The following is a 17,002-nucleotide window of genomic DNA, read 5'->3' as shown; positions in this document are numbered from 1 at the left end:
ATCACTTTGTGTATATAAAAAGCCCCAACATGTGTTGGGGCTTTTTTATCAAAAATAAGAAGTTAACATGACGTATTGGATTAATGGTAATCAGTGCGATCATATACCTGTTAATGATCGTGCGGTGCAGTTTGGTGACGGTTGTTTTACCACAATAAGGGTTGAGCAAGGGATACCGGCTTTGCTACCTTTGCATATCAAACGGTTGCAGAAAGGTGTTGAAAAACTATTTATGCCAGCACTGAGTTGGTTCCAACTTGAGAACCATATTAAACAGGTAGTGAAAGGGTGTGGATCCGGTGTTTTAAAAGTCATTCTGTCCAGAGGTACGGGAGGTCGTGGCTATAGTTTTGTTGACACGATTACGCCTACTCAGATCTTGTCTTTGAGTCCATATCCTGAACGATATGTGACTCAGCGTCAAACAGGTGTGGCATTAACTCTTAGCCCCATTCCAATGGGAATTAATCCCTATCTGGCTGGTATTAAGCACTTAAATCGTTTGGAGCAGGTTTTGATCAAACGATTTATTGAACAATCAGGAGCTGATGAAGCTCTGGTACTTGATAGTGATGGCTTATTAGTGGAATGCGGTACTGCCAATATCTTTTGGCGAAAAGGAAAAAATGTTTATACGCCTGACCTCAGTCAGTGTGGGGTGGAAGGGGTTATGCGACAAAAGATCATCGAATTGTTGGCGAAAAGCGATTATAGCTTATCTTGTGTTATGCGCTATCCTGAAGCTTTGGCTTATGCAGACGAAGTGATTATCTGTAATTCCTTAATGCCAGTATTGCCAGTAAGTCGAATTCAAGCGCATAAAAATCAACCTGCGTGGAAATATCAATCAAGAGAGTTGCATGACTATTTATTGCCTGAATGTTTAAAACCTTAGAAAGTCAGTATTCAGAAGCACAAATAAAAGTGATTACCGGATGAAACTAAAAAAGCGCATTTTCATTCTGCCTGTCTTGCTTATTGTGATCGCTGTGATCGTATTTTTTTCTTTTATGAAGAAAATAGAGAACTTTGCTGATCAAAATATTAATCTTAGCCAGGAGCTTATATTTACTGTGCCGGCGGGAACTGGACGCACTGGACTGCAAACCTTACTAACTCAGGATAAATTGATTGAAGACAGTCAATTATTGCCATGGCTATTTCGCTTTAAACCAGAGCTGGCAAAGTTTAAGGCTGGAACTTACCGTTTGCAAAAAGGTATGTCTTTGAAGTCTGCCCTGCAACTGTTTGCCAGTGGCAAAGAAACGCAGTTTGCCATTCGTTTTGTTGAAGGTAGCCGCCTTTCTGATTGGGTAAAAATATTGCAGAATGCGCCATACTTAAAACATGAAATAGAAAATAAGACACCGAAAGCTCTGCTTGACGTTTTAGGCATGCAAGAAGGCGAGTTACTGGAAGGTTGGTTTTATCCTGATACCTATTTGTATACAGCAGGCACGAGTGACGTGGAATTGCTTAAACGAGCCCATAACAAAATGAAAACAGTCATCGGGCAGGAATGGGAAAACAGGGAAAAGAATCTGCCATATAACAGTGCCTATGAAATGTTGATCATGGCCTCCATTATTGAAAAAGAGACGGCAATTGAATCTGAACGAACCCAAGTTGCCTCTGTATTCGTGAATCGTCTACGGTTAAAGATGAAACTGCAAACTGATCCAACAGTGATTTATGGATTGGGAGATAAATATACGGGTACGATTTTTCGCAGCAATCTCAATACATTTACACCATACAATACGTATATGATTGATGGGTTGCCACCAACCCCTATCGCCATGCCAGGTTTGGCTTCCATTAAGGCAGCAGCACATCCTGCTGTCACAGAATATTTATATTTTGTGGCGAATGGCGATGGGGGGCATACATTCACCACCAATCTGGTAGCACATAATAAGGCAGTCAGTCTTTATCGCCAAAGGTTAAAGCAGGATAAATGAGTAGCAAATTTATTGTAATTGAAGGACTTGAGGGTGCTGGAAAAACAACGGCAATCCAGACAGTGGTTGACACCTTGCAGCAGCAGGGTATTTCTGATTTGGCTCTTACCCGTGAACCTGGTGGGACACCGTTAGCAGAAAAATTACGTGAGCTGATTAAACAAGGGGTTGAAGGAGAATCACTGACAGATAAAGCAGAACTATTAATGTTATATGCTGCCAGAGTTCAATTGGTGGAAAATATTATCAAGCCGGCTTTGGCAAAAGGAACCTGGGTCATTGGTGATCGTCATGATCTCTCTTCCCAGGCTTATCAGGGGGGAGGCCGAGGTATCGATCAGCATTTGATGGTGTCACTCCGTAATGCGGCATTGGGCGATTTCTCTCCAGATTTAACCCTTTATCTTGATGTACCACCAGAAGTGGGCTTACAACGTGCTGTTGAGCGCGGTGAACTGGATCGGATTGAAAAGGAATCCTTAGACTTTTTCCACCGCACCCGTACAAAATATCTCGAACTTATGGCGAAAGATGACAATATCAAAAAGATTGATGCAACCCAACCACTGGAAAAAGTGCAGGGTGATATTCGCCATACCTTACTTGCTTGGTTAAAGAATATTGGTTAAAAAACATTGACTAAAAGCACAGGAAATTCAGATAAGAACTGGTATCCGTGGCTCAATCATGCATACCGTCAGTTAGTTGAACTCCACCAACAGGGGCGTGGGCATCATGCTATTTTGCTTCATGCTCATGCAGGAATGGGAGCTGATGCATTATTGTATGGTTTGAGTCGCTGGTTAATGTGTCAGAATAAACAGGGCATTAAAAGCTGTGGCAAATGCCACGGCTGTCATTTGATGTTGGCGGAAACGCATTCTGACTGGCATGTCCTTGCACCTGAGAAAGGAAAAAATGTCATTGGAGTTGATGCAGTACGTCAGCTCAGCGAGAAGCTTTATGAATATTCTCAGCAAGGGGGAGCCAAAATTGCCTGGATCACATCCGCAGAATCCCTGACGGATGCTGCTTCTAACGCCTTATTGAAAACGTTGGAAGAACCGCCACAAAACACCTACTTTTTGTTGCAATGTCAAAACCCTATAAATTTGTTGGCAACACTACGCAGCCGCTGTTTTTACTATTTTATTCCAGTCCCTGAAACCTCGATAGGGCTTTATTGGCTACAAAAACAGCTTCCAGCGATATCTTCTTTGGATGCACAAACAGCATTGAAACTTTCTCAGGGAGCACCATTGGCCGCGGAGCAACTACTCCAAACTGAAAAATGGCAGCAGAGGAATTCACTTTGCCAGGCGATTGAACAGGCATTGCATAAATGTGATACCCTGTCACTTTTACCATTACTGAATCGTGATGATGTGCAGCAATCTTTGCATTGGTTGATCAGCTTATTATCCGATGCAGTAAAATGGCGGCAGCAGGCGCAGAATTACTGTATTAACCAGGATCAGCAGGTTTTGATTCATTATCTGGCTTCTGGCCAAAGTGTGGAAACATTATTAAATACAGTTGATGATTGGGTACATTGTCGTCATCAATTATTATCTGTGGCGGGAGTCAATCGGGAATTGTTGTTAACGGAACAATTACTCAATTGGGAAAGGCAATTTTGCCCTGCACAGTAACCTAGTTAAATACGAGCATATTATGTTTTTAGTTGATTCGCATTGCCACCTCGATTGCCTTGATTATGAAACGTTGCACCAAAGTGTAGATGATGTTGTGGTGAAGGCCGCACAGCGGGATGTGAAATATATGCTGGCGGTGGCAACCACGTTGCCTGGTTTCCGGCAAATGAAGGAATTGATTGGTAAGCGGGAAAACGTCGCGTATTCCTGCGGCATCCACCCATTGAATTTGGATGAAGGTTACGATTTCGAAGAGCTTGCCCGACTGGCTGCGGATGAAGAAGTTGTCGCAATGGGGGAAACGGGCCTGGATTATTATTATCAGCAAGAAAATGCTGAACTCCAGAGAACTTCATTTCGTGAACATATTCGCATTGGCCGTGAATTAAATAAGCCAGTGATTGTGCATACCCGTGACGCAAGAGACGATACATTGATGGTTTTGCGGGAAGAAAATGTACAAGATTGTGGTGGCGTGCTGCACTGTTTCACAGAAGATAAAGAAACGGCAAGGGCTCTGCTGGATTTGGGTTTTTATATCTCTTTTTCTGGTATTGTCACCTTCCGTAATGCCGCGCAAATCCGTGAGGCGGCAAAGTTTGTGCCACTAGATCGCATTCTTTTAGAAACTGATTCACCTTATCTGGCACCGGTTCCCCATCGAGGTAAACAGAATCAGCCAGCTTATGTACGTGATGTTGCAGAGTATATGGCAGTATTGAAAGGTGTCAGTATTGAAGAATTGGCTGCGGTAACGACAAGAAATTTTTGTGAACTGTTTCACATCAATATTAAAGAAAACTAATTTAATCATGTCACACGGTGTTTTTAGGTCTTATAACAAACAGGAGAAGTAAAATGGCAGAAGAAACGATTTTTAGTAAAATCATCCGTCGAGAAATTCCTTCTGATATTATTTATCAGGATGATTTGGTTACTGCATTCCGCGATATTTCCCCTCAGGCACCAACTCACATTTTGATCATACCTAATGTATTGATCCCAACCGTTAATGATGTTACCGCTGATCATGAACTTGCTTTGGGACGTCTGTTTACTGTAGCAGCAAAAATAGCAAAAGAGGAAGGCATTGCAGAAGATGGCTATCGCTTGATCATGAACTGTAATCGCCATTCTGGACAGGAAGTTTTCCATATCCACATGCACTTAGTGGGTGGACGTCCATTGGGACCGCTATTAGCAAAATAATAACCTCATTTATGTATATCGGTACAAGGTAGTGATGTAACTGGAGTAGATTAATGAAAAGAATTCTCTTTGTTATATTATCGGCAATGTTGCTGGCGAGTTGTGTCGCTCCAGAAACACAGCAGCCTGCTCCTGTTACACCGGTGGAGCCAAAGAAAAAACCGGAACCGTCGGTAGGCCCATCAGAAAAAGTTCCCCAACCGCCTAAAATTCAATCTATTAATTGGGATGGCATTGTTCAGCCGTTAGTTGATCAGATGATTAATGCTAATGGTGTTGACGCGGGAAAATTACTGCTTGTTGATTCTGTCAAGAACAACACTAATGGCTCATTGCGAACCCTGAAAGCCACAGATGCGATTACGAATGTAATCAGCAATAAACAGGTTTTTCAGGTGATACCGAAATCTCAAATCCATTTAGCCAGACAGGCGCTGGGATTATCATCGGAAGATAGCCTGGGGTTGCGTAGTAAGTCCATTGGATTGGCTCGTTATTTAAACGCTGATTATGTTCTCTATTCTGTTGTCTCCAATAATCATGGTCAGCGTGAGCTGGAGATGCAGTTAATGCTGGTTAAAACCGGCGAAATACTCTGGTCAGGTCGTGGTGACGTTAACTAACGACAACGCTTTACTCAGGGTGTTATGTCAGTTATGGCCTGATATTCCCGCAGACTCCTGGGAAATTAGGTCATTAACGGGATTGACACAGGGAAGCTACTATATTGCTAATACAACTACGAATGAAGTGCGCCAGATGGTTGGACGCACACAAACATCGCATAGCGAAATGCTCGGCGTGGATCGTCAACGAGAAAATCAGATCCTGCGGCGGTTATCTTCCACCGGCATTGCGCCTAAAGTTGTGGCTATGCACGGAACCTGGTTGTTGCTTGAGTGGCTCACTGGAACAAAAGTAAAACCTGACATATTGGGTCAGCCTGCTTTACTGCAACCATTGGCCCAAATACTTGCTATTCTTCATAGCCATTCTCCATTGGGTTATTTCCTTCAATTAAAAAAACAAATTGCATTCCAGTGGCAGCAGATTGACAGAAGACGCTTATCTCCTCGTTGGTTACGTCTGCACAAATTTTTTATGGCAACCAGAGTACCTACCGCATTAAAGATAGCTCCGGCTCATATGGATGTGCACCCTGATAATCTATTAATAACCGAAAAAGGATTAAAATTGATTGATTGGGAGTATGCTGCGGATGTCGATATCGGCTTTTCACTGGCTGTACTATTCAAGGGAAATCAATGGGATGAGATGCAGAAAAAAACTTTTTTGGATTATTATTGTACCCAGACATCAGGATATGCAGATATTCAGTTATTGCAGCAACAAATTAAACGATGGGAGCCGTGGGTCAATTATATGATGTTAATGTGGTATGAAGTGCGCTGGCAGCAGACGAGAGAACAACAATTTTTATCGTTGGCACATCCCTTACGCCAGGCTTTTAACTTGTTGTAATGAATCTAATAACCAATATAAAGAGAAGTGAGGAATGCTATGGGGCCAGTAATGTTAGATGTTGTTGGCTATGAATTAGATAATGAAGAGCGCGAAATTTTACAGCATCCATTAGTGGGGGGCTTAATTTTATTTACCCGCAACTTCCATGATACAGAGCAATTACGCGAGCTGGTTTGCCAAATTCGCACAGCTTCCCGCCACCGTTTAGTGGTGGCTGTTGATCAGGAAGGTGGACGTGTTCAGCGTTTTCATGAAGGGTTTACGCGTTTACCTGCGGCACAATCTTTTGCTTGTGTACATGACATGTTGATGGGAGCACATCTGGCAAAAGAGTCTGGTTGGTTAATGGCGTCAGAAATGATTGCAATGGATATCGATATCAGCTTTGCGCCAGTATTGGACTTAGGGCATAAGTGTATTGCCATTGGTGAACGTTCATTCCACGAGGAGCTTGAACCTGCGATGGCAATGGCGGAAAAATTTATTCAAGGAATGCATTCTGCGGGAATGAAATCGACGGGGAAACATTTTCCGGGACATGGTGCCGTGACAGCAGATTCCCATAAAGAAACGCCAAGGGATAACCGTTCCATGGATGCTATCAGTTGCCATGATATGGTGATTTTCCGCGATTTTATTCAACGTAATCTGCTGGATGCCATTATGCCTGCTCACGTTATTTATCCTCAGATAGATCACCGTCCTGCAAGTGGTTCACCTTATTGGTTGAAATCCATACTTCGTGAGCAATTAGGGTTTAAAGGCGTTATTTTTTCCGATGATTTGTCGATGGAAGGCGCAGCCGTGATGGGCAGTTATGCTGAACGGGCTAAAGCATCATTAGATGCCGGTTGTGACATGATTTTAGTATGCAACAATCGAGAAGGTGCGGTCAGTGTGCTGGATGACCTGCCGATAATTGAATCACCTAAAGTTAAACAGTTATACCACCAGGGCCAACAAGTTAGTTTGGAAGAATTACAGCAATCTGAACGTTGGCAAAAGGCTAATCAGGCGTTACAGGGTTTGAGTGAACAATTTTGTGATTGATGTCTAATTAATCAAAAGAGTTTGGTTGTGATTATTTTTGGTATGACCAACTGACCTGCCATGATATTCTGGAGATATTTGCAATATGAAATTTGTTTAGCTTGAAGTTATTTAAGGACGTTATTTAAGGTTTTTTACTTAAAGAAACGAACTTAGCGCCTTACATAACATTATGTTGTATTTTCAGTGGGGTATTCATGACAACGCCAAAGACAAGAATTGTCATCATTGGTGGGGGCGCTGGTGGTTTAGAGCTGGCAACGCGTTTGGGACACAAATTAGGACGTAAGAAAAAAGCCGAAATTACTTTGGTAGATCGCAATAATAGCCATTTATGGAAACCTTTATTGCATGAAGTGGCAACGGGTTCTCTTGATGATGGTGTTGATGCGTTGAGTTATTTAGCTCATGCAAGTAACCATTATTTCAATTTCCAGCTAGGTACACTCACGAATATCAATCGTGAAGGGAAGACAATTACTCTGGCTGGGATCAGTGATGAAACTGGTGATTTGTTGGTACCAGAGCGTGAACTGGCTTACGACATTCTTGTCATGGCATTGGGCAGCCAATCTAACGATTTTGGCACGGCTGGTGTGAAGGAAAATTGTATTTTCCTTGATAATCCGCAACAGGCACATCGTTTCCACAATGAAATGTTAAACCTGTTCCTGAAATATTCTGCAAATCACCGTGCAGAAGAAAAAGTGAATATCGCGATTGTTGGTGGTGGTGCGACGGGCGTAGAGCTTTCTGCGGAACTCTATAATGCGGTTAAGCAACTCAACAGTTATGGCTTTGAAAGCCTGAATTCAGATGCCCTTAACGTGACTTTGGTTGAGGCAGGGGAGCGCATCTTGCCTGCATTGCCGACACGCATTTCCAGTGCAGCTCACCAAGAGTTGACTAAGCTTGGGGTTAAAGTATTAACCAAGACAATGGTGACCAGTGCTGATGAGCATGGGTTGAATACCAAAGAGGGCGAGCAGATCAAAGCTTCCCTGATGGTATGGGCTGCGGGAATTAAAGCACCTGACTTTATGAAAGATATCGGTGGACTGGAAACCAACCGTATCAACCAATTGGTTGTAAAACCAACTTTGCAAACCACACGGGATGATCATATTTTTGCCATTGGGGATTGCGCATCATGCCCGAAAAAAGAGGGTGGTTTTGTTCCTCCTCGTGCCCAGTCCGCTCACCAGATGGCAAGCCGTTGTTATGACAATATCTTGGCACTGTTGAATGAAAAACCATTGAAAGAGTATGTTTACAAAGATCATGGTTCATTGGTTTCATTATCCAAGTTCAGTACTGTTGGTAGCCTGATGGGGAACTTGATGCGTGGTTCAATGATGGTTGAAGGCCGTATTGCTCGTATGGTTTATATCTCTTTGTATCGTATGCATCAGGTAGCTCTGCATGGATATATTAAAACAGGTTTGATGATGCTGGTTGGCGGAATTAACCGCGTTATTCGTCCACGCCTGAAGTTGCATTAATTAACCCAAAAATGACTCATCTTGAAGTACTTCATTGAGGTGAGTCATTTATCTGCTCATTATACTTATTATTATACATATCATAATTATTCTTCTCTAAAGTTAACCTGATTATTTATTATAATGAGTAAAACTGTATTTTAATCAAATTGAGATCTCATTTTAATTAATTCATTATTGTTATATGTGATAATTTTTTAAAATGATGCACCGTAATTATATTGATATGTTATACAAAATACGTTTAATTGACTTAGTTATGTATATCTACCTAGCAGATAATCAAATAATTTATCAGTAGATTTAATTAATCGTTATAATAAAGCCTGTTTTAGTTAGGTTACTCTGGTGTCACAAATTTGCTCAGTCTGTAGGATCAGGACATCAGGAGGTATATCTTTTATTTTTTGTGTTGTATGTACTTTTTATATGGCAACTTTTATTGTGACAGTTTTTTATGTATTAACTCTTAATGAAATAGCTATAGAAGCTGTCTTTTTCGTAAAGTCAATACTGAAACTATCCACAATAATAAATGACCACGCGGGTAAGTGCCTAATTATTTTACTGATTTAATGGAATAGGATTTTTCTCAATAATTAACTTAGCGCACTTTTAGCTTATTTAAAATAATTGCGAAATATTCTCTTAATCAAATTGTGTGGAAAACTATTAATATATCAAGGTGCTATGTGGTTAAGCTAACGATAAGACAGTATGTAATGGGTTCTATAATGATTATTATCGCTATTGCCATTATTGGTATAGCCGCAACGTTCTATTTTGAATCTCCACGCCCCAGCGTTGCGCATGTATTATCTTCGGACCCGATCAGATCAACGGTTGTTTTTCGTCAATCCTATTGCCATATCGCAGTATTTCCCATTCCTGATACAGTAAAAGATATTACGCATAATCATTTGATTGAATATGAATATCGTATTCTGACTCTAATTAACCATTTGAAAATTAACAGAAAATACCCTGCTTTAATCCACTCGGTGTTAAAAAGTTGCATAGAATTTCGTTTTAAAAAACCACGTGTCGTTGCCTATGACGTAAGTTATGTCATTGGCGAGCAACCAGGAAAAGTCAGGATAGCGTACAAACCTGATGACACTATCCCTTTAAATGAGAAAGGACAATTGATCCTGAAATCGCATTCACAACAATGAATTTCTCTGGCTTCTTAGCAGGAAGCAAAAGGTAAAAAGGATTGCACTTTTTCGCGTTTAGTTCGCATTAAGTTGTAATTTGGCGAACTGGGCAAAATAGTGCAATCGTGACATTACTTTTTTATCGTTCAAGTGGCTTGATTAGGCATCACTTTTGTGTAGATCGAAATTTTCTAATAATTGCTGGATAAACGATAAACGCGTAGCTCGTTCGGTTAACTCAGTAATAAATTTCAATTTATAGGATCCATCCAATCGGTAAATATTGGGCTGCGTTTGTAACAAACTAATCAGATAATTCGGATCGACTTTATTATTACTACCAAATTCAATAAAACCACCTTTTTCGTGTGCTTCAATGCGTTTGATACCCAGTCGTTGGGCGATCAGGCGAATAGAAGCAGATTGCAGCAGTTGGCGTCCTGAATCGGGTAGAAGACCAAATCGGTCAATAAGCTCGACTTTCAGTTCATCCAGTTCGAGATTATTTTGCGCACTGGCAATGCGCTTATAGAAAGATAAGCGTATATTGACATCTGGAATATAGTCATCAGGTAAAAGCACTGGCATACGCAATTCTATCTCAGTCTGGTTGTTGGTGAGATCTTCAAGTGAAGGCTCCCGTCCATTTTTAAGGGCATCAACGGCACTTTCCAATAATTCCATATAGAGAGTAAAGCCGATGCTGGTCATCTGCCCACTTTGGTCTTCACCCAACAATTCTCCAGCTCCCCTGATTTCCAAATCGTGGGTAGCCAATGCAAAACCAGCGCCCAGATCTTCCAGAGATGCAATAGCCTCTAGCCGTTTTTGCGCATCGCTGGTCATGGCTTTTGGATGTGGTGTCAGTAAATAAGCATAGGCCTGATGATGGGAGCGTCCGACACGCCCACGTAATTGGTGTAATTGGGCCAGGCCAAAATGATCGGCACGTTCGATGATAATGGTATTAGCACTGGGAATATCGATACCCGTTTCGACAATAGTGGTACATACCAGAACATTAAAACGTTGACGATGGAAATCCGCCATAACGCGTTCCAGATCACGTTCACGCATTTGCCCATGTCCCACAACAATTCTGGCTTCGGGAACCAATTCTTCTAGTCGGGCTTTTGCCTTTTCAATATTTTCAACATCGTTATATAGATAGTAAACCTGCCCACCGCGTAAAATTTCACGCAGGATAGATTCACGTACCACAAGGCTATCATATTCCCGCACGAAAGTTTTTACTGCCAGACGACGGGCAGGGGGAGTGGCAATAATGGAGAGATCGCGTATGCCACTCATTGCCATATTGAGTGTACGAGGGATCGGAGTTGCGGTCAGAGTCAGAACATCAACATCTGCCCGAATAGCTTTGATGCGCTCTTTATGGCGAACACCGAAACGATGTTCCTCATCAACGATTAACAAACCAAGATCTTTCCAGCGCAGATCACTTTGCAGCAGTTTATGGGTACCAATAATGATATCCACTTTGCCTTCCGCAGTCATATCAATGACCTGCTGTTGCTCTTTGGCACTACGAAAGCGTGACATAACTTCAATGTGCACAGGCCAATCGGCAAAACGATCGCGGAAATTATCATAATGCTGCTGAGCTAGTAAGGTGGTTGGCACAAGAACGGCGACTTGCTTATTGTTGATGACGGACAGGAACGCGGCACGTATTGCGACTTCTGTTTTCCCAAACCCGACATCGCCACATACCAGCCTGTCCATAGCAATAGGTTCGCACATATCATCAAGTACTGCATTGATGGCTTGTTCTTGATCAGGTGTTGTATCAAATGGAAAACTTTGGCAGAACAGTTGGTACTGTTCGCGATCGTTCTTGAAAGCAAAACCCGGTTTAACGGCACGTTGTGCGTAAACATCCAGGAGTTCGGCAGCAACATCACGTACCTTCTCAGCCGCTTTCTGGCGCGCTTTGTTCCATGCTTCTCCTCCCAATTTATGCAAGGGAGCACTCTCCTCAGCACCACCCGCATAGCGGCTGATGAGATGAAGCGAAGAAACAGGGACATACAATTTATCCTCTCCGGCATAAGTCAGGATAAGGTACTCTGCCTTAATGCCACCGGCTTCTAACGTTATTAGCCCATGATAGCGCCCAACGCCATGTTCAAGGTGAACAACCGGTTGTCCATGTCGTAATTCAGCGAGATTACGGATCAATGTCTCGGTATTGATTGTACGCCGATTATCCTGACGACGACGGCTGACACGTTCGCCAAGCATGTCACTTTCACAAATCAGGGCGAGATTGTTGTCTGCATCAACAAAACCATGCTCTGCGGCGCCAATCATCAAATAATGGCCTGGATTATTGGCGTCAGCTAGCTGGTTTATTTTTTGGGGTTTGATTTTGATGCGAGATAATAACTCTTGTATGGATTCTCGGCGTCCTTCGCTTTCCACTGAAAACACTATCTTGCCCTCGCCGCTGAATTGCTCTATGAAACGGCGTAATTTATCCAATGGCGCTTTTTGCTGGGCAGCAACCGATAAATCAGGCAGGGGATGATAGGCTAAGTTGGTATTCCTTGCTTTTTGAGGCAGGGGTTCATTATCAACTTCAATACGAGGCCAATTTTTCAATTCCGCGAAGAGATGATTGACAGGCAACCAGAGTTGTTCAGGAGCGAGCAACGGGCGCATGGGGTCAACTTTGCGGCTTTCAAAGCGAAGTTTGGTATCTTGCCAGAAACGCTCCGCCGCACTGACCAAATTCTGGGTAATCAACAGCGTATTTGCAGGCAGATATTCAAAGATGGCAGGCAAGGGACGTTCAAAGAACAATGGCTGCCAATATTCAATGCCAGCAGGGAGCATTTTTTTACTGACTTGCTGATAAATATGTTCAGCATCACGACGGACTTCGAACTGTTCGCGCCATTGGCTGCGAAACAGCTCAATCGCATCTTGATCGTTTGGGAATTCGTGTGCTGGCAATAAATTGATCTTTTCCACTTCCGCCAATGTGCGTTGGCTATCCACATCAAAAGTGCGCAGGCTGTCGATCTCATCATCAAAAAAATCAATACGATAAGGATATTCACTGCCCATCGGGAAGAGATCAAACAAAGCGCCGCGTGTCGCAAATTCGCCATGTTCAAGTACCTGTTCAACACTGCGATAACCCGCTTGTTCCAATTCTGCCCGCAGTTTATTACGTGAAAGACGTTGCCCCTTATGCATGACCAACGCATGTCCTTTGAGATAATCGTGTGGGCAGACACGTTGCATCAAAGTATTGACGGGAAGGATTAATGCACCTTTCGTCATAAATGGTAAGTGATAAAGCGTGGACAGGCGGTTGGAGATGATTTCCTGGTGAGGAGAAAAACTATCGTAAGGCAAAGTTTCCCAATCTGACATGATATTTATTGGTGCGTCGGTGAACTGTTGAATTTCATCACGCAATCGTAGAGCATTTTGCATATCTTTGGTCACCAGCAGAATTGTTCCTGGGTGACGTTCAATGATTTCAGCACATTCAACGGCACAGGCTGCACCTGTCAAATGGCCCAAGTAGCGGGTATCACCGCGGCTTTCAGGAAGTTGATAACGATATTTTGCTGACATAAGCGTTTGATGTGTTCTCTAAGATTCAGTCCATTCCCAACACATTTTTGACCCAGTAGCCTTACAATAAATACGTTGGCAGGTTGAGAGGAAGTAAAAAAAACCACAGAACCGGGATACGGGTGGTTCCATAAAGTATTGCTACCCTTTATTATCCCCGAACACTTTGCTTTGGCAACAGGGGCGTAACAGATTTCATGTTTCAATCTGTCTCATTATTTATAGGATTGCGCTATATGCGCGGGCGGGCGGTCGATAAATTTGGCCGTTTTGTTTCATGGTTGTCAGCGATTGGCATTACGCTAGGCGTGGCGGCATTGATCACGGTATTGTCAGTCATGAACGGTTTTGAGCGTTCATTAGAAAGTAGCATCTTGGGTTTTATGCCGCAGGCTATCATTACATCGGAAAAAGGCTCTATTAATCCAGTTGAACATCCGGGTAGCCAGCTTGCGGGATTAAAGGAGGTTAATCGCATAACCTCCATCGTACAAGGGGATGTTGTGCTACAAAGCGCCCATAATGTTGGAGTTGGTGTCATGTTAGGTATTAACCATGACGAATATGCACCATTAGCAGAGCATCTTGTTAATGTTGATCGAAGCCAACTACAACCCGGACGTTATTTTGTCATTCTGGGCGAAAAATTGGCGGCTAAATTAGGGGTAAAACGGGGTGATCAAATCCGTATTATCGTGCCGAGTGCCAGCCAGTTAACACCAATGGGCAGAATTCCCAGCCAGCGTTTATTCACTGTAGCGGGTACATTTTTCGCCAATAGTGAAGCTGATAGTACGGAAATGTTGGTTAATCAACAGGATGCGGCCAGATTGTTGCGCTATCCCGTTGGTAATATTACCGGCTGGCGCTTGTTTCTTAGTAAGCCATTATTAGTAGATGAATTGAGCCAGCAAACCCTGCCAAAAGGGCTGATATGGAAAGATTGGCGCGAACGCAAAGGGGAATTCTTTCAGGCGGTTCGTATGGAGAAAAACATGATGGGATTATTGTTGAGCCTGATCATTGCCGTCGCTGCTTTTAACATTATTACCTCTCTCTCTTTGTTGGTGATGGAAAAACAGGGCGAAATTGCTATCTTGCAGACACAAGGGCTGACCCGCCGTCAGGTAATGACCATTTTTATGATCCAAGGAGCGGGAGCCGGTATTATTGGTGCTGTACTGGGAACAGGATTGGGAATATTACTTTCCAGTCAGTTAAATAACCTCATGCCAATTATCGGTTTATTGTCTGAGGGTATTCAATTACCTGTTGCGATTGATACTACGCAAGTCATATTGATCGCCATCAGTGCCATGTTGATCTCTTTAATCTCAACGCTATACCCTTCCTGGCGCGCGGCTGCTACCCAACCTGCTGAGGCTTTACGTTATGAGTAAACACCCTTTATTACAGTGTCATCAATTGTGCAAAAAATATCAGGAAGGAAAAATTTCTACAGAAGTATTAAAGAATGTCACTTTTTCCATGCGACAGGGTGAAATAATGGCCATTGTCGGGAGTTCTGGCTCTGGTAAAAGTACGCTTTTGCACTTGCTTGGGGGCCTGGATTCACCGACATCTGGTGAGGTCCTTTTCAAAGGGCAATCACTCAACCACATGTCTTCATCGGCACGGGCAGAATTACGTAACAGAGAAATTGGTTTTATTTATCAGTTTCACCATTTATTGCCTGATTTTACTGCATTGGAAAATGTTGCGATGCCACTCCTGATTGGTGGTCAGAAACGCCGAGCTCAACCAAAAGCATTGGATATGCTGGCGGCGGTTGGGTTGGAAAATCGGGCGTATCATCGGCCATCTGAACTGTCAGGGGGAGAACGCCAACGTGTTGCAATTGCCCGCGCACTGGTAAATGAACCTTCATTGGTATTGGCAGATGAGCCAACGGGTAACCTTGACCAACGAAATGCAGACAGTGTGTTTCAGCTTTTACAAGAATTGAATCAACAGCAAGGCACTGCATTTCTTGTTGTCACCCATGATCTGAAGTTAGCTAAGCAACTGGCACGTCAGGTAGAAATGCGTGATGGGTACTTACAGGATGAATTAACCCTGGCGGCGGGGGAGATGTAATGGTAAATCTGCCTCTTGCATTATTTACCGCATTACGATTTAGCCGTGGCCGACGTCGTTCAGGAATGGTTTCTCTGATCTCTGTGGTTTCGACGCTGGGTATCATACTGGGTGTAGCCGTGTTGATTATTGGCCTGAGTGCCATGAATGGTTTTGAACGAGAACTGAAAAACCGGATACTTTCCGTTGTGCCACATGGGCAAATTTATGCTGTGGAGCAGCCTTTCCAAGATTGGGAAATCGCCCTTAAGCGGGTAAGACAGACGTCAGGTATTGTTGGAGCCTCTCCCTATATTGAGTTTACTGGTCTGATGGAGCGCGGTGAAAAACTTCATGCGATACAGGTACGTGGAGTCGATCTGGATACCGAGATGGAGGTGAGTACCTTACCTCAGTTTGTGCGTAATGAGGCCTGGAAAACGTTCAGGGCGGGAAAAAATCAGGTGATTTTAGGGCAGGGAGTGGCTGATTCATTGCACGTGAAACAAGGAGATTGGGTGACTGTCATGATCCCCAATAATGATGCAAGCCTGAAACTTTTGCAGCCTAAACGCATCCGTTTACACGTTGCGGGTATTTTCCAGTTGAGTGGCATGTTGGATCACAGTTTGGCCCTTGTTCCTTTGCCTGATGCCCAGAACTATCTGGATTATGGTAATGCAATCACAGGTATTGCCATCAAAGCAGATAATGTTTTTGCCGCAGAGCAGCGTGTGTGGGATGCAGGTAACGCGACAGGAAAATATGTGTATATCAGCACATGGATAAAAGATTACGGTTATATGTATAACGATATCCAGATGGTACGTAGCATTATGTATTTGGCTATGGTGCTGGTGATTGGTGTTGCTTGCTTTAATATTATTTCAACATTGATTATGGCCGTGAAGGATAAAAGCAGTGACATCGCTATCTTGCGTACTTTGGGGGCCAAAGATAGCCATATCAGGGCGATTTTTTTATGGTATGGATTACTGACAGGCATGATAGGTAGCATAATGGGTGCCGTTGTCGGGATTTTCATATCATTAAATTTGACGGCTATCATTAAAGGGTTAGAAAAGCTGCTTGGACACCAACTCCTTTCAGGAGATATCTATTTTATCGATTTTCTGCCGTCAGAGTTGCATTTTATGGATATGTTTTATGTTCTGTTAACGGCATTGGTATTAAGCTTGCTGGCGAGTTGGTATCCTGCTCGTCGGGCCAGTAAACTTGATCCAGCGCGAATTTTGAGTGGACAATAGTATATCGGGGTATCAACGCGTATCCAG

Annotated in this window: 15 protein-coding genes; 14 read left to right on the top strand and 1 reads right to left on the bottom strand. The window is 43.0% G+C overall.

The genetic code is table 11. The annotated features are described in order from the left end of the window. Nucleotides 1–67: 67 nt before the first annotated feature. The 11 genes from pabC (at nucleotide 68) to umoD (ending at nucleotide 10,037) form a co-directional block, all read left to right on the top strand. On the top strand, nucleotides 68–895 hold the full coding sequence (pabC, locus tag ACE1SE_RS11210) for an aminodeoxychorismate lyase (RefSeq protein ID WP_374050967.1): 828 nt from the start codon (nucleotides 68–70) through the stop codon (nucleotides 893–895). Nucleotides 896–935: 40 nt separating this feature from the next. Next, on the top strand, nucleotides 936–1,961 hold the full coding sequence (gene mltG / locus ACE1SE_RS11205) for an endolytic transglycosylase MltG (RefSeq protein WP_374050966.1): 1,026 nt from the start codon (nucleotides 936–938) through the stop codon (nucleotides 1,959–1,961). Beyond that, nucleotides 1,958–2,590 (top strand): dTMP kinase, encoded by a 633-nt coding sequence (gene tmk / locus ACE1SE_RS11200; RefSeq protein ID WP_374050965.1) that lies wholly within the window; start codon nucleotides 1,958–1,960, stop codon nucleotides 2,588–2,590. Before mltG ends, tmk begins: the two co-directional genes overlap by 4 nt. A 6-nt stretch (nucleotides 2,591–2,596) precedes the next feature. After that, nucleotides 2,597–3,613 (top strand): DNA polymerase III subunit delta', encoded by a 1,017-nt coding sequence (gene holB, locus ACE1SE_RS11195; RefSeq protein ID WP_374050964.1) that lies wholly within the window; start codon nucleotides 2,597–2,599, stop codon nucleotides 3,611–3,613. Between the two features lie 22 nt (nucleotides 3,614–3,635). Continuing rightward, complete coding sequence (locus ACE1SE_RS11190; RefSeq protein WP_374050963.1) at nucleotides 3,636–4,421, top strand: metal-dependent hydrolase; 786 nt, start codon at nucleotides 3,636–3,638, stop codon at nucleotides 4,419–4,421. A 53-nt stretch (nucleotides 4,422–4,474) separates the two neighbouring features. After that, on the top strand, nucleotides 4,475–4,825 hold the full coding sequence (gene hinT / locus ACE1SE_RS11185) for a purine nucleoside phosphoramidase (RefSeq protein WP_374050962.1): 351 nt from the start codon (nucleotides 4,475–4,477) through the stop codon (nucleotides 4,823–4,825). Nucleotides 4,826–4,878: 53 nt separating this feature from the next. Further along, nucleotides 4,879–5,448 carry a penicillin-binding protein activator LpoB gene (lpoB, locus tag ACE1SE_RS11180; RefSeq protein ID WP_374050961.1) on the top strand — a complete coding sequence of 190 codons (570 nt, stop codon included), beginning with the start codon at nucleotides 4,879–4,881 and terminating at the stop codon, nucleotides 5,446–5,448. Continuing rightward, nucleotides 5,432–6,307 (top strand): phosphotransferase, encoded by an 876-nt coding sequence (locus ACE1SE_RS11175; RefSeq protein ID WP_374050960.1) that lies wholly within the window; start codon nucleotides 5,432–5,434, stop codon nucleotides 6,305–6,307. The genes lpoB and ACE1SE_RS11175 overlap by 17 nt, the downstream gene beginning before the upstream one ends. A gap of 39 nt (nucleotides 6,308–6,346) precedes the next feature. Further along, nucleotides 6,347–7,360 carry a beta-N-acetylhexosaminidase gene (nagZ, locus tag ACE1SE_RS11170; RefSeq protein WP_374050959.1) on the top strand — a complete coding sequence of 338 codons (1,014 nt, stop codon included), beginning with the start codon at nucleotides 6,347–6,349 and terminating at the stop codon, nucleotides 7,358–7,360. Nucleotides 7,361–7,557: 197 nt separating this feature from the next. Then, nucleotides 7,558–8,862, top strand: a complete 1,305-nt coding sequence (locus ACE1SE_RS11165; RefSeq protein WP_374050958.1) for an NAD(P)/FAD-dependent oxidoreductase — start codon at nucleotides 7,558–7,560, stop codon at nucleotides 8,860–8,862. Nucleotides 8,863–9,521: 659 nt separating this feature from the next. Continuing rightward, nucleotides 9,522–10,037, top strand: coding sequence for a UmoD family flagellar biogenesis regulator (gene umoD, locus ACE1SE_RS11160; protein ID WP_374050957.1), 516 nt, complete (start codon nucleotides 9,522–9,524; stop codon nucleotides 10,035–10,037). Between the two features lie 141 nt (nucleotides 10,038–10,178). Here umoD and mfd read toward each other — a convergent pair whose 3' ends face one another. Then, nucleotides 10,179–13,631, bottom strand: coding sequence for a transcription-repair coupling factor (gene mfd, locus ACE1SE_RS11155; RefSeq protein ID WP_374050956.1), 3,453 nt, complete (start codon nucleotides 13,629–13,631; stop codon nucleotides 10,179–10,181). 197 nt (nucleotides 13,632–13,828) lie between these two features. Here mfd and lolC point away from each other — a divergent pair, with 197 nt between their 5' ends. From lolC to lolE, 3 genes are read left to right on the top strand one after another with little or no spacing between them, the layout of a single operon-like run. Continuing rightward, a complete protein-coding gene (gene lolC, locus ACE1SE_RS11150; protein WP_374050955.1) occupies nucleotides 13,829–15,031 on the top strand; it encodes a lipoprotein-releasing ABC transporter permease subunit LolC in 1,203 nt (400 codons plus the stop codon). Next, complete coding sequence (lolD, locus tag ACE1SE_RS11145) at nucleotides 15,024–15,728, top strand: lipoprotein-releasing ABC transporter ATP-binding protein LolD (protein ID WP_374050954.1); 705 nt, start codon at nucleotides 15,024–15,026, stop codon at nucleotides 15,726–15,728. Before lolC ends, lolD begins: the two co-directional genes overlap by 8 nt. Then, a complete protein-coding gene (gene lolE, locus ACE1SE_RS11140) occupies nucleotides 15,728–16,975 on the top strand; it encodes a lipoprotein-releasing ABC transporter permease subunit LolE (protein ID WP_374050953.1) in 1,248 nt (415 codons plus the stop codon). Before lolD ends, lolE begins: the two co-directional genes overlap by 1 nt. Nucleotides 16,976–17,002: the final 27 nt, after the last annotated feature.

Origin of the sequence: Xenorhabdus taiwanensis, from assembly GCF_036512875.1 — a bacterium.
In the GTDB taxonomy this organism is placed as follows: Bacteria; Pseudomonadota; Gammaproteobacteria; order Enterobacterales; family Enterobacteriaceae; genus Xenorhabdus; species Xenorhabdus taiwanensis.
This window is presented reverse-complemented; position numbering and strand designations above follow the sequence as displayed.